Annotated in this window: 20 protein-coding genes and 1 tRNA gene; 16 read left to right on the top strand and 5 right to left on the bottom strand. The window is 69.6% G+C overall.

Annotated elements, in window-relative coordinates:
• Positions 1 to 79: 79 nt before the first annotated feature.
• Entirely contained in the window at positions 80 to 1,867 is a 1,788-nt protein-coding gene (locus ACGFU7_RS10280) for a helicase HerA-like domain-containing protein (protein ID WP_393694175.1), read from the bottom strand.
• Positions 1,868 to 1,970: 103 nt separating this feature from the next.
• Here ACGFU7_RS10280 and ACGFU7_RS10275 point away from each other — a divergent pair, with 103 nt between their 5' ends.
• Together ACGFU7_RS10275 and ACGFU7_RS10270 are read left to right on the top strand one after the other, a co-directional pair.
• Positions 1,971 to 2,267, top strand: a complete 297-nt coding sequence (locus tag ACGFU7_RS10275) for a type II toxin-antitoxin system VapB family antitoxin (RefSeq protein ID WP_072488263.1) — start codon at positions 1,971 to 1,973, stop codon at positions 2,265 to 2,267.
• 164 nt (positions 2,268 to 2,431) lie between these two features.
• Positions 2,432 to 3,025 carry a LytR C-terminal domain-containing protein gene (locus tag ACGFU7_RS10270; RefSeq protein ID WP_393694277.1) on the top strand — a complete coding sequence of 198 codons (594 nt, stop codon included), beginning with the start codon at positions 2,432 to 2,434 and terminating at the stop codon, positions 3,023 to 3,025.
• 46 nt (positions 3,026 to 3,071) lie between these two features.
• Here ACGFU7_RS10270 and upp read toward each other — a convergent pair whose 3' ends face one another.
• Complete coding sequence (gene upp / locus ACGFU7_RS10265) at positions 3,072 to 3,707, bottom strand: uracil phosphoribosyltransferase (protein ID WP_359131778.1); 636 nt, start codon at positions 3,705 to 3,707, stop codon at positions 3,072 to 3,074.
• 103 nt (positions 3,708 to 3,810) lie between these two features.
• On the opposite strand from upp, the gene ACGFU7_RS10260 reads away from it, so the two are divergent.
• From ACGFU7_RS10260 to ACGFU7_RS10220, 9 genes are all read left to right on the top strand, one after another.
• Entirely contained in the window at positions 3,811 to 4,038 is a 228-nt protein-coding gene (locus ACGFU7_RS10260) for a hypothetical protein (protein ID WP_393694173.1), read from the top strand.
• 187 nt (positions 4,039 to 4,225) lie between these two features.
• Entirely contained in the window at positions 4,226 to 4,789 is a 564-nt protein-coding gene (locus ACGFU7_RS10255) for a hypothetical protein (protein ID WP_393694275.1), read from the top strand.
• A 102-nt stretch (positions 4,790 to 4,891) separates the two neighbouring features.
• Positions 4,892 to 5,320 carry a tRNA adenosine(34) deaminase TadA gene (gene tadA, locus ACGFU7_RS10250; protein WP_393694273.1) on the top strand — a complete coding sequence of 143 codons (429 nt, stop codon included), beginning with the start codon at positions 4,892 to 4,894 and terminating at the stop codon, positions 5,318 to 5,320.
• Between the two features lie 78 nt (positions 5,321 to 5,398).
• Positions 5,399 to 5,483, top strand: a tRNA-Ser gene (locus ACGFU7_RS10245).
• Positions 5,484 to 5,952: 469 nt separating this feature from the next.
• A complete protein-coding gene (locus ACGFU7_RS10240) occupies positions 5,953 to 6,117 on the top strand; it encodes a hypothetical protein (RefSeq protein ID WP_176729265.1) in 165 nt (54 codons plus the stop codon).
• A 9-nt stretch (positions 6,118 to 6,126) separates the two neighbouring features.
• Positions 6,127 to 6,420 (top strand): Dabb family protein, encoded by a 294-nt coding sequence (locus ACGFU7_RS10235; RefSeq protein WP_393694171.1) that lies wholly within the window; start codon positions 6,127 to 6,129, stop codon positions 6,418 to 6,420.
• Between the two features lie 206 nt (positions 6,421 to 6,626).
• Positions 6,627 to 7,535: an RNA polymerase sigma factor SigF gene (locus ACGFU7_RS10230; protein WP_393694169.1), complete on the top strand. Its 909-nt coding sequence runs from the start codon at positions 6,627 to 6,629 to the stop codon at positions 7,533 to 7,535.
• A 236-nt stretch (positions 7,536 to 7,771) separates the two neighbouring features.
• The gene (locus ACGFU7_RS10225) at positions 7,772 to 8,638 is read left to right on the top strand and encodes an RNA polymerase sigma factor SigF (protein WP_266747420.1); all 867 of its coding nucleotides are present in this window, start codon (positions 7,772 to 7,774) and stop codon (positions 8,636 to 8,638) included.
• A gap of 67 nt (positions 8,639 to 8,705) precedes the next feature.
• A complete protein-coding gene (locus ACGFU7_RS10220) occupies positions 8,706 to 9,500 on the top strand; it encodes a hypothetical protein (RefSeq protein WP_393694167.1) in 795 nt (264 codons plus the stop codon).
• Positions 9,501 to 9,539: 39 nt separating this feature from the next.
• Here ACGFU7_RS10220 and ACGFU7_RS10215 read toward each other — a convergent pair whose 3' ends face one another.
• Positions 9,540 to 9,758 carry a hypothetical protein gene (locus ACGFU7_RS10215; RefSeq protein ID WP_393694165.1) on the bottom strand — a complete coding sequence of 73 codons (219 nt, stop codon included), beginning with the start codon at positions 9,756 to 9,758 and terminating at the stop codon, positions 9,540 to 9,542.
• Between the two features lie 569 nt (positions 9,759 to 10,327).
• Here ACGFU7_RS10215 and ACGFU7_RS10210 point away from each other — a divergent pair.
• The 5 genes from ACGFU7_RS10210 to ACGFU7_RS10190 all read left to right on the top strand — a co-directional run bounded on the left by ACGFU7_RS10210 (position 10,328) and on the right by ACGFU7_RS10190 (position 15,777).
• Positions 10,328 to 10,849 carry a MarR family winged helix-turn-helix transcriptional regulator gene (locus ACGFU7_RS10210; RefSeq protein WP_393694163.1) on the top strand — a complete coding sequence of 174 codons (522 nt, stop codon included), beginning with the start codon at positions 10,328 to 10,330 and terminating at the stop codon, positions 10,847 to 10,849.
• 23 nt (positions 10,850 to 10,872) lie between these two features.
• Complete coding sequence (locus tag ACGFU7_RS10205; protein WP_393694161.1) at positions 10,873 to 13,356, top strand: MFS transporter; 2,484 nt, start codon at positions 10,873 to 10,875, stop codon at positions 13,354 to 13,356.
• Between the two features lie 155 nt (positions 13,357 to 13,511).
• A complete protein-coding gene (locus ACGFU7_RS10200; RefSeq protein ID WP_393694159.1) occupies positions 13,512 to 14,327 on the top strand; it encodes a YceI family protein in 816 nt (271 codons plus the stop codon).
• Between the two features lie 9 nt (positions 14,328 to 14,336).
• Positions 14,337 to 14,807: a PPOX class F420-dependent oxidoreductase gene (locus ACGFU7_RS10195; protein WP_393694157.1), complete on the top strand. Its 471-nt coding sequence runs from the start codon at positions 14,337 to 14,339 to the stop codon at positions 14,805 to 14,807.
• Between the two features lie 7 nt (positions 14,808 to 14,814).
• On the top strand, positions 14,815 to 15,777 hold the full coding sequence (locus ACGFU7_RS10190; protein WP_393694155.1) for an NAD(P)-dependent oxidoreductase: 963 nt from the start codon (positions 14,815 to 14,817) through the stop codon (positions 15,775 to 15,777).
• Positions 15,778 to 15,801: 24 nt separating this feature from the next.
• Here the strand turns inward: ACGFU7_RS10190 and ACGFU7_RS10185 are convergent, their stop codons facing one another.
• Together ACGFU7_RS10185 and ACGFU7_RS10180 are read right to left on the bottom strand one after the other, a co-directional pair.
• Positions 15,802 to 16,560 (bottom strand): TetR/AcrR family transcriptional regulator, encoded by a 759-nt coding sequence (locus ACGFU7_RS10185; protein ID WP_393694153.1) that lies wholly within the window; start codon positions 16,558 to 16,560, stop codon positions 15,802 to 15,804.
• A gap of 94 nt (positions 16,561 to 16,654) precedes the next feature.
• Positions 16,655 to 18,184 (bottom strand): MFS transporter, encoded by a 1,530-nt coding sequence (locus ACGFU7_RS10180; protein WP_393694151.1) that lies wholly within the window; start codon positions 18,182 to 18,184, stop codon positions 16,655 to 16,657.
• Between the last annotated feature and the right edge of the window lie 84 nt (positions 18,185 to 18,268).

Genomic DNA, 18,268 nt, shown 5'->3' with positions numbered 1-18,268 from the left:
ACAACAGCGCCGCCCACACGCCCTGCCAAACGCCCGCCACAGCCCACACGCACGCGGCCCGCGTGCCCGCCGCCGAGAACTATCGCCTGCGGCGGGCCGTACCGAAGAGCGACCGCGAGATCTCCCGCCCCAGCTGCGTCCCGACGGACCGTGCCAGCGACCGGAACATCCCGCTCGCCACCACCTGCTCGACCAGCGAGGCATCCTCCTTGGACGCCTTCCCGGACCCGCCCGACGGGGCCCTGCCCGAAGAAGTCCTTCCCCTGCCCGAAGAAGTCCTTCCCCCGGCCGATGAAGCCCTTCCCCCGCCCCTCACCGCCTCTTCCACCGCCGCCCTGTCCGCGGCCTCCGCCTCGGCCCGCTGCTTCGCCTCCTGTCCGGCGCTCAGCTTCTCGTACGCCGACTCCCGGTCCACCGCCTGTGCGTAACGCCCATACAGCGACGAGCCCTTCACCGCCGCGTCCAGCTCGGCGGCGGGATACGGCCCCATCAGCGACTGCGGCGCCCTCAGCCGGGTCGCGGCGACCGGAGTCGGCGCGCCCTTCTCGCTCAGCACCGTGATCACGGCCTCGCCGATGCCCAGCTGAGTCAGCAACTCCTCCAGGTCGTAGGGCGAGTTCGGGAACGTCTTCACCGTCGACCGCAGAGCCTTCGCATCGTCCGGAGTGAAGGCGCGCAGCGCGTGCTGCACCCTGTTGCCCAGCTGCGCCAGCACATCGCCGGGCACGTCGCGCGGCGTCTGCGTGACGAGGAAGATGCCCACGCCCTTGGAGCGGATCAGCCGCACGGTCTGGGTGATCGACTCCAGGAATGCCTTCGAGGCCCCGTTGAAGAGCAGATGTGCTTCGTCGAAGAAGAAGACGAGTTTCGGCCGGTCGAGGTCGCCGACCTCCGGCAGATCGTGGAAGAGATCGGCGAGCAGCCACATCAGGAACGTCGAGAAGAGCTGCGGCTTGTCCTGCACGGCCGCCAGTTCCAGTACGGAGACCAGCCCGCGCCCGTCCGGCGCCTGCCGCAGGAACTCGGCCGTGTCGAACTCCGGTTCGCCGAAGAAGTCGCTCGCGCCCTGCTGCTCGAAGGCGGTGACCGACCGCAGGATCACTCCGGCCGTTGCCGTGGAGAGCCCGCCGGTCTCCTTGAGTTCGGCCCTGCCCGTGTCCGAGACGAGAAAGGCGACGACGGCCCGCAGATCCTTGAGATCGACCAGCTCCAGGCCTTTGGCATCGGCGTAATGGAAGATCAGGCCGAGCGACTGCTCCTGTGTCCGGTTGAGTTGCAGCACCTTGGCCAGGAGAACGGGGCCGAAGCTGGTGACCGTCGCCCGCAGCGGAATGCCGGGCCCGATGCCGCCGAGCGCGTAGAACTCGCACGGGAAACCCTTGGGCTGCCACTTCTGTCCGACCTGCCCAGCCCGCTCGGTGACCCTGTCGCCCGGTGCGCCGGGGGCGGCGATGCCCGAGACATCACCCTTGATGTCTGCGAGGAAGACAGGAACACCGTTGGCCGAGAGCTGTTCGGCGATCAGCTGGAGCGTCTTGGTCTTGCCGGTGCCGGTGGCGCCCGCGACGAGTCCGTGCCGGTTGAGCATCGCCAACGGAATCCGGATCTGCGCATCCGGCAGGCACGCACCGTCCCAGAGCAACGCGCCCAGATCGAGGTCGGTCCCGGAGACGGCATACCCGGCAGCGATCTCCTGCGCCGGCTGCGGCAGAACCCCGGCACCTGCGCCGCCGCCTGCTCCGGACGCCACGCCCGCGTCCGACGCCGCACCAACACCCGACGCCACGCCCGTGTCCGGCGCGACCGCGTCCGAACCGCCGCCGGTGTCCGAACCCGTGCCTCCGCCCACGTTGTCGCTGTCACTCATCACGGCCCCTATTCCGGAATGCCCGCTTTTGTAGCGTTCTTGCCAGCATCGCAGTCCCGCCCCATGGCTGCGCCCGGAGGCTCTTGCCCGGTAGGCTTTCCGTGTGATCTTCAAGCGCATCGGAAATGGGCGGCCTTATCCCGACCACGGCCGGGAAAGCACCCGACAGTGGGCGGATGTCGCGCCGCGCCCGGTCCGCCTCGATCAGCTGGTGACCACCAAGGGCAACCTGGACCTCGAGACTCTCCTCGCCGAGGACTCGACGTTCTACGGCGACCTGTTCGCGCACGTCGTGAAGTGGCAGGGCGACCTCTACCTGGAGGACGGACTGCACCGCGCGGTCCGCGCCGCGCTTCAGCAGCGCCAGGTACTGCACGCCCGGGTACTCGAACTCGGCTGACGGAGCCCGGCGAATTCCGTCCACGGACCCGCAAGTCCTGCGGGCCGCTCCGGGTTCGTTCGGGTGCTTTCACACCCGGACGGGTGCGATCCATTGATCATTTAGTAGGCATCATCACCGGGTCGCACTACGCTGCGCCCATGAGCATGCTCACTCCCCCCGGCATGGGCGGAAAGTACCGCATCACGGGCGACAAGTACCCGCGCATGCGCCGCCCCCGGCGTCGCGGCAAACTGATCCTCGCTGCCACCGCTTCCGTGGTTGCCCTCGGGCTGGCCGGATGGGGCACGTTGCAGCTCATCGATGTCTTCACGGGCGGCGACAGGAAAGCCGGCGCCGCCGACCACAGGACGGACTGCCCGTCCGCCGAGCCGTCCGCGCCCGCCAAGGCGCTGCCGAATCCCGCGAAGATCACCGTCAACGTCTACAACGCGACACCGCGCAGCGGGCTCGCCAAGCAGGCCGCCGACGAGCTGAAGAAGCGCGGCTTCACCATCGGCAAGGTGGGGAACGCCTCGGCCGCGTACGACAAGAAGGTCGCCGGTCCGGGGGTGCTGCTGGGCGCCCCGTCGGCCACGAACGGCTCGTTCCCGGTCCTCGGTACGCAGTTGCAGGGGGTCGTTCCGAAGACCGACGCCCGCAGGACGGCGGACGTCGATCTGATTCTCGGTACGAAGTTCAAGGCGTTCAGCACGCCCCGGTCGGCCGCCGCGGCCCTCGCCGCCCTGGCGAAGCCGGCATCCGCACCGTCCTGCTGACGGCTGCCGGGTCGGCCCGGCAGCCCAGCACATCCCGCTCGGAGCTCTAGTCGACCGTGCCGTACATCCGGTCGCCCGCGTCACCGAGGCCCGGGACGATGTAGCCGTTCTCGTTGAGCCGCTCGTCGACCGAGGCGGTGACCACGGTCACCGGCGTACCCGCCAGCTCGCGCTCCATCACCTCGACGCCCTCGGGCGCCGCGAGCAGCACGACCGCGGTGACATCGTCCGCACCGCGCTTGATCAGTTCCTGAATGGCCGCGACCAGCGTGCCGCCGGTGGCCAGCATCGGGTCCAGGACGTACACCTGGCGGCCCGAGAGGTCCTCCGGCATCCGCGTCGCGTACGTGGACGCCTGGAGCGTCTCCTCGTCGCGGATCATGCCCAGGAAGCCCACCTCGGCGGTCGGCAGCAGCCGCACCATGCCGTCGAGCATGCCGAGACCGGCCCGCAGGATCGGTACGACCAGGGGGCGCGGGTACGACAGCTTGACACCGGTCGTCGGTGTGACCGGGGTCTCGATGTCGACCTGTTCGGTGCGCACATCCCGGGTGGCCTCGTAGGCGAGCAGGGTGACCAGCTCGTCGGCGAGCCGCCGGAAGGTCGGGGAATCGGTGCGCTTGTCGCGCAGGGTGGTGAGTTTGTGCGCGACCAGCGGGTGGTCGACGACGTGGATCCGCATGGGTTCAACAGTAACCGGGCCTCCCGCACCCGTGCGCTGGCATCAACCGCACGTTCGGAGGGAAGGTGGGGGCATACGGACCCAGCCTTGGGGTGATGAGCCGATGCCGGACGGGGAACAGCGGAAGCGGGGCCAGCCGGACACGCCGGCCCCGCGGGACGCGGAGGTCCAGCAGAACCCGCAAGAGGCCGACGCGGCGCGCCGCAGGCGGCGCGCCCAGTTCCTGCGCGAGCTCCATGAGGCGAAGGCGCTCCGCGACCGGGTCCAGCCGCGCCGGGCCAGGGCGGCCCGGATGCGCCAGGCCATGCGGATGCGGACCTTCCGCTGGTAGGTCGGACGGCGGCCCGGTGTCCCCCTGGTGGCGGTGTCCAGGAGAACTGATGGCCGACGCAACGTCCGAACTCCTCTCGCGAAGCCCATGTTTCTGCCACGATTCCGATGGGCGGGACGCAGGACAGCCGGGCCACCGACTGCCCTCCCGCCGGACCGACACCCCTATGACCAGTGGGAGAGTCACGGTGTACTTCGCCGCACTGCTCGCGCGCACCGAAGACGGGTGGGAAGCGAGCGACACGGAACTCGACGATGTGGAGACCCTGTCCGACCTGACGGATCTGGCCCGTGAAGCCTCGGTGGACGAGGACACGGTGCTCGTCTTCATCGAGCAGGAGGACGCCTGGTTCGGCGTCGTCCGGGTGGACGGTGAGGAGGACCCCCGGATCTTCATCTCGGACGCCACCGCCGCCGCCCGCTCCTCGTACGGGGAGATCCTGCTCACCGATGAACTGCTCGGCCGCGAACCCGGGGCCGAGGACACGATTGCCGCCCTCGAAGAGCTCGTCGGCCTGGACGGTACGGAGGACGGCGAGCCGGACATCACCCCCGACAACGACAACGACAACGACGATGATGACGACGACGAACTCGATGCCGACGCGGTACCGGCGGGCCCGCTCGGTGACACCGGGGTCCTGGCCGACCTCGGGCTCCCCGAGGCGGAGCTGCTGATGCTGCGCACGGACGCACTGGTGGAGATCGCGGACGCGCTGGGTGCGGCCGAGGTCCTGGAGACCGTCCGTTAGGGTCCGCGGGTGAGCGAACCACCGCACCCGCAAGGACCGCCCGAATCGCACGATCCCGTAGAAGACCCGCACGATCCCGTGAGAGACCCGTGGCGGGCGCACATGCGCCGCGCCCTGGCCGAGGCCGACCTGGCGGCGCGGGCCGGCGATGTGCCGGTCGGCGCCGTCGTGCTCGGCCCGGACGGCTCCCTGCTCGCCACGGGACACAACGAACGTGAGGCGACCGGCGACCCGACCGCGCACGCCGAGATCCTCGCCGTCCGCCGGGCCGCAGCGGCGCTCGGCCAATGGCGGCTGTCCGGATGCACCCTGGTGGTCACCCTGGAGCCCTGCACGATGTGCGCGGGCGCGCTGGTGCAGTCCCGCGTGGACCGGGTGGTCTACGGGGCGCGGGACGAGAAGGCGGGCGCGGCGGGCTCGCTCTGGGACGTCGTACGCGACCGCCGGCTCAACCACCGTCCCGAGGTGATCCACGGAGTGCTGGAGGACGTCTGCGCCGACCGGCTGACGGCGTTCTTCCGCGACCTCTGACCAGGCTTTCCCGCGGCCGCGGCCTGCTGCGGTGAATCGGATTTCGGCGGACGGCCGGGATGGTCTAAGCTCTCTCTCGGTAGCGTGTCCGAGCGGCCGAAGGAGCTCGCCTCGAAAGCGAGTGTGGGGAAACTCACCGAGGGTTCAAATCCCTCCGCTACCGCTCTTGTGAAGGGCCCGGCGCATCGCGTCGGGCCCTTCGAGTTTTCCGCACCGACACTCGCGAACACGGAACGGGTACGGGTACAGCTGTGGTCCCGGGCGCGACGGTCGTCGTACCCGGGACCACAGTCCGCGAAGTCCGGTCGGGGGAAGCGGCATCGGGGGGACAAGCCGCTTCCCCCGATGAGAACAGGCCCCTCAAGCCCCCGCCGCAGTCAGGGGGGAAGATCGCGGCGAGAACCCCACAGTGAGGTCCTGTTCCTCGCCCTGCGGATTCCTGCCGGATCCGCTGGGCTCACCGTCCATCCTGCGGCCTCGCAGAAGTCCTCAGGAGTGGGCAAAGGGCCCCGATCACCGGGCCCTTGGTCCTTAAAAGCTGTGTGAGTGGTCGGAAACATCAGAGGGATACGGCCATTCGTGCGGATAGAATCGCCCGACTGCACAGGGGATCGAAGGCGAGGCAGGGGCTGATGGTGCAAGCGAAGAAGATAGCTCTCTACGTGATAGTCGTCTTCGTGCTGTACACGATCATCACGTCCCCGGCCCGGGCGGCGGATCTTGTCCAGGTAGGGTTCGAGGGCGTTTCGAGTGCCGCACAGGGCGTCGGCGACTTCATGTCCGAGCTCGTGAAGTAGGAGTACCCCATGATCCGCCATCTGGTCCTGTTCAAGCTGAACGACGGCGTCGAGCGGGACGACCCGCGGGTCGTCGCCGGGGCGAAGGCCTTCCAGGAGCTGGCGGGGCAGGTCCCCGAGCTGGAGTTCTGGGAGTGCGCCTGGAACATCACCGACCGGCCGATCGCGTACGACTTCGCCATCAACTCCGCGGTCGCCGACGAGAACGCCCTGAAGCGCTACATCGAGCACCCCGCCCATCAGGCCGCCGCCGCGCAGTGGCGCGCGTTCGCCACCTGGGTGATCGCCGACTATCCGTTCTGATCCGCCCGGTCCGGCCGAACCGCCTGATACAACCGGTCTCCTGAGCCCCTCGCCACCACGGCGAGGGGCTTTTCTTAGTGTTTAAACCAAGTTGACCCCAACACGACGCTATACGGTGCTTGCACACAGTGGACATGTCTTGTGATGCTATGACCGCTTTTGACGGATGAGTTGACCGAAGTTGACCGCAAAGGGGTGGCGTCACCGTGCCGGCCAGTACAGCGCCTCAAGTGCCTCCCCAGACCGTCCAGACCGTTGAGACAGTCCAGACTGTCGAGGCAGCGCAGACCGTCGAGGCAGCACAGACCGTCCAGACCGAGACGCCCGACAGCACGACTCCGCCCGCCAGGACCAGGGGTGCGGACACCAGGGCGCTCACACAGGTCCTTTTCGGGCAGCTCAAGAACCTGGAGCCGGGGACCCCGGAGCACGGCCGCGTACGGGCGGCGCTGATCGAGGCGAACCTCCCCCTGGTGCGGTACGCCGCGGCGCGCTTCCGGAGCCGCAACGAGCCGATGGAAGACGTCGTCCAGGTCGGCACGATCGGTCTGATCAACGCCATCGACCGGTTCGACCCCGAACGCGGTGTCCAGTTCCCGACCTTCGCGATGCCGACCGTCGTCGGAGAGATCAAGCGGTACTTCCGGGACAACGTACGGACCGTCCACGTCCCGCGCCGGCTGCACGAGCTCTGGGTCCAGGTCACCGGCGCCACCGAGGATCTGACGACCGCTCACGGCCGCTCTCCCACCACCGCGGAGATCGCCGAGCGGCTGAGGATCTCCGAGGACGAGGTGCTGGCCTGCATCGAGGCCGGCCGTTCCTACCACGCGACCTCACTGGAAGCCGCGCAGGAGGGCGACGGACTGCCCGGCCTGCTGGACCGGCTCGGCTACGAGGACCCGGCCCTCGCCGGGGTCGAACACCGCGACCTGGTCCGGCATCTGCTCGTACAGCTGCCCGAGCGCGAGCAACGCATCCTGCTGCTGCGCTACTACAGCAATCTGACGCAGTCACAGATCAGCGCCGAACTGGGGGTCTCCCAGATGCATGTGTCAAGGCTGCTGGCCCGTAGTTTCGCCCGACTTCGATCCGCAAACAGGATCGAGGCGTAACCGGAACGGGTAGATCACTCGAAGTCCGGTTCGGGACGGCCGAAATGCCGCGCACCCCCTGTTAACTGCACAGACGCCACAAAGACTTGTCGACATGTCACTACAGCGTGTTGCCGACATGTGACATTCTGCGGGAACCGCGTTTGCCGTGGCCTCGCCTCCGGTATTCAGGTGGAGGCTGCGTTCCTCCGATGGTCGCGGCTCAACGCGACCGTCCGCGACCTCAAGGGGGTGGCATGTCCGCAGAACAGGGCAGCTCGAAGGTGCTCACGCTCACGAAGAGCGCACCCGCACCCGTTGTGCTCACCAGCTCGCCGGAAGCCATCGACACCCGCACTCTGTCCCGCTCCCTGTTCCTGCGGCTCGCCGCGCTGGGGCCCGCACCGGGCCCCGATGGAACGGACAGCCCGGAGCGTGCCTACGTACGGGACACACTCATCGAGCTCAACCTCCCGCTGGTGCGTTACGCCGCGGCGCGGTTCCGGAGCCGTAACGAGCCGATGGAGGACATCGTCCAGGTCGGCACGATCGGCCTGATCAAGGCGATCGACCGGTTCGACTGCGAACGGGGCGTCGAATTCCCGACGTTCGCCATGCCGACCGTCGTCGGGGAGATCAAGCGCTTCTTCCGCGACACCTCGTGGTCGGTGCGCGTCCCGCGCCGGCTCCAGGAGCTGCGGCTCGCGCTGACCAAGACCAGCGACGAACTCGCCCAGAAGCTCGACCGCTCGCCGACCGTGCCGGAGCTGGCCAAGGCACTCGGCGTCTCCGAGGAGGACGTGGTCGACGGACTGGCCGTCGGCAACGCGTACACCGCCTCCTCGCTGGACTCGCCCTCTCCCGAGGACGACGGCGGCGAGGGCTCCCTCGCGGACCGGCTGGGATACGAGGACTCGGCGCTGGAGGGTGTCGAGTACCGCGAATCGCTCAAGCCGCTGCTGGCCAAGCTTCCGCCGCGCGAGCGCCAGATCATCATGCTGCGGTTCTTCGCCAACATGACCCAGTCCCAGATCGGCGAGGAGGTCGGCATCTCTCAGATGCATGTCTCACGCCTGCTGACCCGTACGCTCGCCCAGCTCAGGGAGGGGCTCATCGCCGACTGACCGCCGCGGACTGCCGCACCGTGGCACGAGGGTTCCGATTTGACGGGCCGTCAGCCACACTGGCGCGATGCGACGTCAGATACTCGACTCGACCGGCCGCCGGGGCACCGTGATCGCCGCCTCGGCGGCCGTGCTGTGTCTGGGCGGCGCGCTGGCCGCCTGCGGTGGCGGGACGGCGGACGACGGCTATGTGGCGGTCGGCGCGGCGGGCACGGGCCCCGAGAGAGCGCCGTCGGGAGCCGTGGCGCCGTCGGGGAAGGTGACACTGGTGCCGCTGGACAGGGGCGGCAAGGGCAGCGGGAGTGCCGGAGGCCGGGCCGACGGCGGCACGCCTTCGCCGGGCGTCTCGGCCGACGGTGACGACTCCGGAGGAACGAGCGCTTCCGGAGGGACGAGCACTGCGGGCGGCGGGACCTCCCGGCCGCCCGGCACGTCCGGCACAACCGGACCGGGCGCAGGCGATGCAGCCGGCGGTACAGGTGGTACGACCGGCCCCGGAGGCGGCTCCACGGCCCCCGCAACCCCGTCGGCACCCGGCACCACCACGCCCGCGGGGCCTGCCGTGCTGGTGGTGGGTGCCCCCGAGCGGGCGGCCGCGGACGAGCGCTGGTGCGAAAAGGTGACCGTGGAGTTCCGCAACACCGGCGGATCACCGGCGCTTTCGGGCACTGTCACCTTCGCCACGCACATCATCGGCGGGCTGGGGATCGACTGGGCGACCATCGAGTCGTCCGGGCCGCTGCCCGCGCCGATCGACGCGGGAGCGGCGCGGACGAAGACGTACACCGTCTGCGTGGACGCCTGGCGGGTGCCCCTGGGTATGCATGTCGAGACCCGGGACGTCACCGCCGTATTGAAGTGACAGGTGGAGGCAGGAGGTACGGAGGAACCTGGGCGCCGGTCAGCCGAGCGCGAGCCAGGCGACCGCCGCGAGGACGACGATCACCGCGACGACGGTGACGATCACCCCGGTCTTCGGTCCGGACGAGGCGGCCGGCTGCTGCCGGCGCTGCGGCTCGCCCTCGTCGACGAAGGCGCGGAACATCTGGGTGCTGCCCGCGGGGTCGTAATTGCCCTCGGGGCCCTGGGGGTTGCCATTTACCGGCGGCTGATTACGCATGAATGCATTCCCACTCGATCGGGTGAAGTGCTCGTCGGATACTGCGATATGAAGCCTGTGGAACTGTAGCGTCGTCACGTGGGAGAGGGGCCTGCGGCCAACGCTCGACCCCTCTCGCACCAGGGACTCTGCCCGCCACGGACTGGATCACGCGCGTGACGCGTGCCGCCGCCGGGGTGCGAAAGCGGAGAACCAGGTCATCCAAGACCGTTCGGGATGGCCCGCCAGACGCACAGCACCTCGCGCCGGGCGCCAAAGAACGGTCGTGTGCCATGGGTCAGGACCCTAGCGGTCCGGCGGCACCTTATGCCCCTACGGGGCGACGGCCGGGCCCCGAGTAACGCTCGGGGCCTACTGCCGTTTCGAGGCCACCGTCCGCACCTCCGGTGTGGCACGAGACACACCAGTCACGACCCACACCCCACACGCTGGGGCTTTGACCCGAGCCCTACTCAGCCTTTTGCTTTCCTTTACTTCTGCAAGTCCCGTTTCGTTTGCCTGCAGCAACCAACAGCTTCTATGGTTGCCCTAAGCAACAAGATGAACTCGGTGAGATGTCTGGGGGGCCCGTGGCCGTACGAAGTCAGTACGAGGAACTGGCCCGGCAGCTCAGCGCCATCGGGGCCGTCAAGCGGGGTCTCGCCCGCATGCTGCCCCCCGAGTGCCCGGCCGGCTCCGCCGGCGTACTGGCACTTCTCCGTGAGCACGGCGAAATGCGGATCAGCGGACTCGCCGAGCTGATGGCCGTCGACATGTCGGTGACCAGCCGTCATGTCGCCCACGCGGCAGAGCGCGGCTGGATCGAACGGTCCTCGGACCCGGCGGACAAGCGGTCCCGCATCCTGCGGCTGACCCCCGCCGGACACGACGTGCTCAGCGATCTGAACCGCCGGACCACCGAAATGTTCATCCACAACCTCTCCGACTGGTCCGACGACGACGTCGGACAGCTCAACACGCTGTTGGCCCGGCTGCGCGACAGTTTCGCCTGTCGCGGCCCCGGAGGGTGCGCCCCCGGGAAGCACACCGGCGACTGCCGTTCCCGGCCTGCCGACAGCAACAACGACTCGCACACCCGTACACCCGTGTAACAGAAGCAAAGACAAGGAACTCAATGGCTACGACCACACCGACCGGTGTGCGGGGCGGCCACGCCAAGCACGGGGGATCATCCGATCCCTCCGACGGCACGCCGATGACACACCGGCAGATCATGGAAGCGCTCGCCGGGCTGCTGCTCGGCATGTTCGTCGCGATTCTGTCGTCCACCGTCGTTTCCAACGCTCTGCCGGAGATCATCTCCGACCTCGGCGGCGGCCAGAGCGCCTACACCTGGGTCGTCACGGCCTCGCTGCTGGCGATGACCGCGACGACCCCCCTGTGGGGCAAGCTCTCCGACCTGTTCAGCAAGAAGCTGCTGGTTCAGATAGCCCTCGTCATCTACGTCGCGGGCTCGGTCGTCGCCGGTATGTCGACCAGCAGCGGCATGCTGATCGCCTGCCGTGTCGTCCAAGGCGTCGGCGTGGGTGGCCTCTCCGCCCTCGCGCAGATCGTGATGGCCGCGATGATCGCCCCGCGCGAGCGCGGTCGCTACAGCGGCTACCTCGGCGCGGTCTTCGCCGTCGCCACCGTCGGTGGCCCGCTGCTCGGCGGTGTCATCACGGACACCAGCTGGATGGGCTGGCGCTGGTGCTTCTACGTAGGTGTGCCGTTCGCGGTCATCGCGCTGATCGTGCTCCAGAAGACCCTGAAGCTCCCGGTCGTCAAGCGTGAGGTCAAGGTCGACTGGACCGGTGCCTTCTTCATCAGCGCCGCCGTCTCGCTGCTGCTCCTCTGGGTCACCTTCGCGGGCGACAAGTACGACTGGCTGTCCTGGCAGACCGGCGTGATGCTCGCGGGTTCCCTGATCCTCGCCCTGCTCTTCGTCTTCACCGAGTCCCGGGCCAGCGAGCCGATCATCCCGCTGCGTCTCTTCCGTAACCGCACCATCACGCTGGCCTCGCTGGCCTCGCTGTTCGTCGGTATCGCGATGTTCGCGGGCACCGTCTTCTTCAGCCAGTACTTCCAGCTGGCGCGCGGCAAGTCGCCGACGATGTCCGGCGTCATGACGATCCCGATGATCACCGGCCTCTTCCTCTCCTCGACGATCTCGGGCCAGGTCATCACCAAGACGGGCCGCTGGAAGGCCTGGCTGGTCAGCGGTGGTTTCCTGGTCACCGCCGGGCTCGGGATGCTGGGCACCATCCGGTACGACACGACGTACTGGCACATCGCGGTCTACATGTTCGTGATGGGTCTCGGCATCGGCATGATGATGCAGAACCTGGTACTCGCCACGCAGAACCAGGTCGCTCCGTCCGACCTCGGCTCGGCCAGCTCCGTCGTCACCTTCTTCCGTTCCCTCGGTGGTGCGATCGGCGTCTCGGCGCTGGGCGCCGTCATGGCGAACCGCGTCACCCACTACGTCAAGGACGGCCTCGCCGAGCTCGGCCCCAAGGGCGCGGCCATGGGCCACAGCGGCACCGGCGGCGGGGGCATCCCCGACCTGGACAAGCTGCCCGCGCCGTTCCGTACGGTCGTGGAGAGCGCCTACGGGCACGGTGTCGGCGATGTCTTCCTGTACGCCGCTCCGGCCGCGCTGCTCGCCTTCCTGATCACCATCTTCATCAAGGAGGTCGCGCTGAGGACGAACGCCGCGAACGACGCCCCGGCCACGGCCGAGGCCCCCGTCACGGAGCCGGCCGCCGCTGCCGCACCGGTCTCCCGGGCAACGGCCCCGTCCGCCCCGGTCTCCTCGGTCGCCACCCTGGAAGCCCCGGTCGCCACCCTGCAGGGCACCGCCGTGCACGGTGTGGTGCGCGGCGCCGAGGGCGCACCCGTCGCCGCGGCCGCCGTCACGCTGATCTCGCTGGCCGGCCGGCAGCTGGGGCGCTCCGTCGCCCAGGCCGACGGCAGCTACGGTCTGGACGCGCCGGGCTCCGGCAGCTACGTCCTGATCGCGTCCGCCGACGGCTTCCAGCCGCAGGCGTCCACCGTGGTCGTCGGTGAGGAGCCGCTCTCGTACGACATCCTGCTCTCGGGTACGAGCGGCCTGGCCGGGATCGTGCGGACCGCCGAGACCGCTGCGCCGGTCGAGGGTGCCATGGTCATCGTGACCGATGTGCGCGGCGATGTGCTGGCCACCGGCAAGTCCGGTGCGACGGGCGAGTTCACCTTCGGTGAGCTGGTCCCCGGTTCGGTGACCGTCGCGGTGAACGCCGCAGGGTTCCGTCCGATGGCGCTGCCGGTGGAGATCGGTGGCCAGGGCGTCACCCGGATCGAGGCCGCACTGCAGTCCGGTGCGCTGGTGCAGGGCGTCGTGCGGGCCGGTTCCGGCCGGCGGCCGCTGCCGGACGCCCGGGTCACGCTGGTCGACGCGGCGGGCAATGTGGTCGCCACCTCGACGACCGGGGACGACGGGGCGTACGCCTTCGCCGACCTGGACGCGGGCGAGTACTCGGTCATCGCGACCGGTTACCCGCCGGTGGCCGGCGCGCTGACCGTGGCCGGTCGCGGCGTCGACGGCCACGACATCGAGCTCGCCCACCCCGGCGAGTAACCACAGACCCCTGGCGGGTCGGCGTTTCGAGCGGAGACGCTGTACCGGCTGGTGGAAATGGGCCCCGGTGGCGGGGACGGCAGGCAGGGGACGGCCTGCCGTCCCCTGCCCCGGGGCCCGACTCATTGAGTCATTGAGCAAGGAGAGAAAACGGGATGGGACTTCGCGCACAGGTACGGACGCGGGACGGCTGGGCGGTCCAGCACGCGGTCGTGACGGTCACCGACACGACCGGCGCGCAGGTGCTGCGGGCCACTGCCGACGAGGACGGGGCGGTGCGGACCGACACTCCCCTGCAGGCCGGCGCGTACACAGTGATCGTCACGGCGGTCGGGTACGCCCCCGCCGCCTCCACCGCCCTCGTCACCGCGAGCGGGCGGGTCGAGGCCGGCACGGTGGTGCTGGCCCGCCAGGGCGGTGTGGAGCTGCCGCCGCCGGGCGCCTGGTCGCTGGACCCGGCGCACTCCTCGGTGGGTGCGGTCGCGCAGCACCTGGGGATCTCCAGCGTGCACGGCCGGTTCACCGGGTTCGGCGGCCGGATCGAGATCGCGCAGGACATCCAGCAGTCCCGGGTCGACGCCGTCATCAGCGCGGCCAGCATCGACACCGGCAACGACATGCGCGACAAGCACCTGCGCTCGCCGGACTTCCTGGACTCGGACCGGTTCCCGGAGATCACGTACCGCTCGAACGGGCTGACCCCGGCAGGCCCCGACCGCTGGCTGGTCAACGGCGAGCTGTCGCTGCACGGCGTCGTGCGCCCGGTCGACCTGAACCTGAGCTACCTCGGGACGGGCCCGGACCCGTGGGGCGGGGTGCGTGCGGCCTTCAGCGCAACGGCGGAGCTGCGCCGCGAGGACTTCGCCATGAACTACAACCAGGTGGTACAGGCAGGCATCTCGGCGATCGGTACGACGCTGCGGGTGGAGCTCGACATCCAGGCCGTGCAGGGTGAGTCCCTGCCGTCGTAGTCTGCGGACATGGCACCCGACATCGCGACGAACACCGCCGTGGAACTCGACGAGTTGCTGGCTTTCGTACGGCCCAGGCACCGGGCGATCCTGCTGACCACCCGGTCCGACGGCCGCCCCCAGGGCTCCCCGCTGGCCTGCGGCGTCGACGACGCAGGACGGATCGTCGTCTCGACCTACCCCGAACGGGCCAAGACCCGCAACGCGAAACGGGACGAGCGGGTCAGCGTGATCGTCCTGTCCGACGACTGGAACGGGCCGTGGGTGCAGATCGACGGCTCGGCCGAGGTGATCGACTCACCGGATTCGGTCGAGCCGCTCGTCGAGTACTTCCGGAACATCTCGGGTGAGCACCCGGACTGGGACGAGTACCGGGCGGCCATGGTGAAGCAGGGGAAGTCGATCATCCGGATCACTCCGGAGCGCTGGGGTCCGGTCGCCACCGGCGGCTTCCCCGCCCACCTGGCGCCCGGCAGCTGACGGCCGGATGCGCTCTCGGACACAGGAACATGTTCCGGCGCCGGGCCTGCTCGCGCGGGCCCGGCTGCTGGCCGCGCCGACGGTGGACGCCTCCGTCGTCCGCGAGCTGGAGCGGATCAGCGGCCGCTCCGTGGAACAGGGTTCTTCCGGCACTGTGCCGGAGGAACCCTTCATCTATGTCGGGGCCTCGCTGCCGGACGCGCTGCGGGGCGGGTCGCTGGTGTGGTTCCACAGCGTGAACGCCGGTACGGACGCCCTGCTGGCCGCCGGACCGTGGCCGTCCGGGGCACTGCTCACCCGCACAGTGGGCCGCATGGGGGAGCGGATCGCCCAGTACGTGCTGGCCTGGGTGCTCGCCGACTGCCAGTCCGTCCCCGAGTTCGCCGCCCAGCACGCACGGGCCGAGTGGCGCCGTACCCCCTCCGAACTCGCTGCCGGCCGGACGGCCGTGATCTACGGGACCGGCCGCATCGGCTCGGCCGTCGCCGCTCTGCTGCGCAGGTGCGGCATCCGGACCGTGGGCGTCGGGCGCGGGGCGCGTACGGCGGTGGCGGGATTCGACCGGGTCGTCGGGGCGGACGACGACGCACAGCCTCTCGCCGAGGCGCGGTGGGTGGTCACCACGCTGCCGCTGACCCCCGCGACGGACAGGTTCTTCGGGACGGACCGGTTCGCGGGCATGGACGACGCCACGTTCATCAACGTCGGCCGGGGCGCGACGGTGGACCTGCAGGCGCTGGAGGCCGCGCTGCACGCCGGTGCGGTGGGGCGCGCGGTGCTCGACGTACTGCCCGAGGAGCCCGCCGCACCCGGCGACCGGTGCTGGCAGCTGCCCCGTACGGTGATCACCTCGCACTCCGCGGGCATCACGGCGGACGAGGACATCGTCATCGACTTCGCCGCGTGCTGGGAGGCGATGGCACAGGGGCGGGTGCCGGGAACGGCCGTGGATGTGGGGCGCGGGTACTGAGGGACGTACGGGACGAGCAGGATCTCAGCGGTCCCGCATCGCCTCGATGCCCGCGATCAGCAGGTCCAGGGCGAAGGTGAAGTCCCGGTCGCGCATCTCCTCGACCGTGTCGCCGCCGCGGGCGTCCATCAGGTCCTGCGAGGACTCGACGATCCGGCTGAGCTGCGGCTGGCTCCGGATGGCGCCCATCGCCTGCTGGAAGAACTCGTCCTGGCTGACCCCCGTCTCCGCGCTGCGTTGCACGAAGTGGGCCTCGATGGTGCCGAATCCGTACACGAACTGGAAGACCGCGGAGAGCGCGCCCGTCTGCTGGTGCAGCGGCAGCCCCGTCGCCCGGATCACGTCCTGGATGGCGTGCGAGAACAGCATCGAGTGCGGGCCCATGTTGAGGAAGTGACCGGCGAGCGGCGACACCCAGACATGTCGGACCAGCAATTCCCGGTAGGATATGGCCAGTTCGCGCAGGCGCTCGTGCCAGTGCGCGTCCTCGCGAGGAGGCGCGATCTCGCTGTAGACCGAGTCGAGGGCCAGCTCCAGCAGATCGTCCTTGGTGTCCACGTACCAGTAGAGGGACATCGCGGTGACGTCCAGCTCGGCGGCGAGCCGTCGCATGGAGAACTTGGCGAGGCCCTCCGCGTCCAGCAGCCGGACCGTAGCCGCGGTGATCCTGTCCCGGCCGAGACCGGCCGGCTGGTCCGATTTACGGGTGCGCGACGGTGCCCGCTGCTCCAGCCACACACTGGTCCTGGCGGGGTTCTTCACACGGTCGGCCGCGGACACCATGGCGCACTCTCCTCGTCTTGCCGGCGGGACGAACCGGGTGCGTACTCATGCGCACGAAGCGGATTCGTACGGTCCGGTGCGCCCCGCCTCGATGCTATGCCGCTGCCGCTGCCCCGGCCGAGTCCGTCCGAGCAGATTCTGCCCGCTCCGCGCGGCGCAGGAGTGCCGCGGCCAGCAGGCCGCCGGCCAGCACCGCCACCGCTCCGACCAGCTGGCTGGTCTCCAGTCCCGAGGCGAAGGCGTCCGTGATCCGTGCCCGCTCGCCGTCGTCGGTGGCCGAGGCCAGCGCGGCGGGCAGCGAGGCGGCCCCGACGGCCGCGGGCACGAGCGCCGCGAACCGGGAGTTGAGCACCGCGCCGAGGACGGCGACGCCCAGACCGTTGCCGAACTCGGCGAGCGTGCCGTTGACCCCGGCGCCCACGCCCGCCTTCTCCGGCGGAATGGCGCTCATGATCGCGTTGGCCATGGCGGGCATGGCGAGCGCGATGCCCGCGCCCATCACGACCAGGCCGAGCAGCATGCCGCCGTAGCCGTTGCCGCCGAGCAGCGCGATCGCGGCGAGGCCCGCGGCCAGCAGGCTCATCCCGGCCGCGATGGTGACGGGCGTGCCCAGCTTGGGCACCAGCCTGGCACCCAGCCCGGTGAGGTTGAGCGCGACGACGCTCAGCGCCAGCGGAGCCGTACGCAGACCGGCCTCCAGCGGCCCGTAGCCGAGGACGAACTGGAGCTGCTGGGTGAGCAGGAAGAGCGAGCCGCCCATCCCGAAGGCGACCAGGATCGCGCCCGCGACCGCCCCAATGAACTTCTGGTTCCGGAAGAAGTGCATGTCCAGCATCGGGTACGGGATGTGCAGCTCCCACAGCACGAACCCGGCGAGGACGGCGACCCCGATGAAGGCGGTCAGCAGCACCCGGCCCGACGTCCAGCCGTGCTCCGGGCCGGAGATGATCGCGTACACGACGGATGCCATACCGATGGTGGAGAGCAGCGCGCCGAACAGGTCGGGGCGCTCACCACTGGGGTTCTTGGACTCCGGGACGAGCCGCACGACGGCGGCCAGGCCGATGACCGCGACGGGGATGTTGATCAGGAAGATCGCGCCCCACCAGAAGTGGTCGAGCATCACTCCGCCGATCAGCGGTCCGACGGCGAAGCCGAGCGAGCTGACGGTCGACCAGATGCCGATCGCCTTCACCCGCTCGGAGTCGTCGAAGATCTGCACGACGACGGCCAGGGTCGTCGTCATCAGCAGCGCACCGCCGATGCCCATGCCCGCCCGGGCGGCGATCAGCTGCGAGGACGACTGGGCCAGTCCGGCCGCCAGCGAACCGATGCCGAACAGGGCGAGCCCCGCGACCAGCATCTTCTTGCGGCCGTAGCGGTCGGCGGAGCTGCCGGCCGTGAGCAGCAGACCCGACTGGACCAGCGAATAGGCGTTGATCATCCACTGCACATCGGCGGTGGAGGCGTCCAGCTCCTGGGTAAGGGAGGGGATCGCGACGTTGAGCACGGTGTTGTCGAGCAGCACGGTGAGCTGGGCGAGGCAGATGACGCCGAGGATCAGCCAGCGTTGCGGGTGGCTCGGCGGCGAGAGGCGGTTCTGCTCGGCGGCGGTCGCCGTCATGCGGACTCCTGATTCCTTATACGGTGTACGAGTTCAAGATGTACACCGTATAGCTCGCCCCATACGGTTTACACCACATTTCCG

It is taken from the genome of Streptomyces sp. NPDC048473, assembly GCF_043200155.1.
Taxonomy (GTDB): Bacteria; Actinomycetota; Actinomycetes; order Streptomycetales; family Streptomycetaceae; genus Streptomyces.
This window is presented reverse-complemented; position numbering and strand designations above follow the sequence as displayed.

Coding starts and splice junctions, on each gene's coding strand:
- ACGFU7_RS10185 (WP_393694153.1), bottom strand. CDS start 16,560: ATGGTGTCCGCGGCCGACCGTGTGAAGAACCCCGCCAGGACCAGTGTG.
- ACGFU7_RS10200 (WP_393694159.1), top strand. CDS start 13,512: ATGGGACTTCGCGCACAGGTACGGACGCGGGACGGCTGGGCGGTCCAG.
- ACGFU7_RS10225 (WP_266747420.1), top strand. CDS start 7,772: ATGTCCGCAGAACAGGGCAGCTCGAAGGTGCTCACGCTCACGAAGAGC.
- ACGFU7_RS10190 (WP_393694155.1), top strand. CDS start 14,815: ATGCGCTCTCGGACACAGGAACATGTTCCGGCGCCGGGCCTGCTCGCG.
- ACGFU7_RS10195 (WP_393694157.1), top strand. CDS start 14,337: ATGGCACCCGACATCGCGACGAACACCGCCGTGGAACTCGACGAGTTG.
- ACGFU7_RS10260 (WP_393694173.1), top strand. CDS start 3,811: ATGCCGGACGGGGAACAGCGGAAGCGGGGCCAGCCGGACACGCCGGCC.
- ACGFU7_RS10215 (WP_393694165.1), bottom strand. CDS start 9,758: ATGCGTAATCAGCCGCCGGTAAATGGCAACCCCCAGGGCCCCGAGGGC.
- ACGFU7_RS10280 (WP_393694175.1), bottom strand. CDS start 1,867: ATGAGTGACAGCGACAACGTGGGCGGAGGCACGGGTTCGGACACCGGC.
- ACGFU7_RS10270 (WP_393694277.1), top strand. CDS start 2,432: ATGGGCGGAAAGTACCGCATCACGGGCGACAAGTACCCGCGCATGCGC.
- upp (WP_359131778.1), bottom strand. CDS start 3,707: ATGCGGATCCACGTCGTCGACCACCCGCTGGTCGCGCACAAACTCACC.
- ACGFU7_RS10180 (WP_393694151.1), bottom strand. CDS start 18,184: ATGACGGCGACCGCCGCCGAGCAGAACCGCCTCTCGCCGCCGAGCCAC.
- ACGFU7_RS10240 (WP_176729265.1), top strand. CDS start 5,953: ATGGTGCAAGCGAAGAAGATAGCTCTCTACGTGATAGTCGTCTTCGTG.
- ACGFU7_RS10235 (WP_393694171.1), top strand. CDS start 6,127: ATGATCCGCCATCTGGTCCTGTTCAAGCTGAACGACGGCGTCGAGCGG.
- tadA (WP_393694273.1), top strand. CDS start 4,892: ATGCGCCGCGCCCTGGCCGAGGCCGACCTGGCGGCGCGGGCCGGCGAT.
- ACGFU7_RS10220 (WP_393694167.1), top strand. CDS start 8,706: ATGCGACGTCAGATACTCGACTCGACCGGCCGCCGGGGCACCGTGATC.
- ACGFU7_RS10205 (WP_393694161.1), top strand. CDS start 10,873: ATGGCTACGACCACACCGACCGGTGTGCGGGGCGGCCACGCCAAGCAC.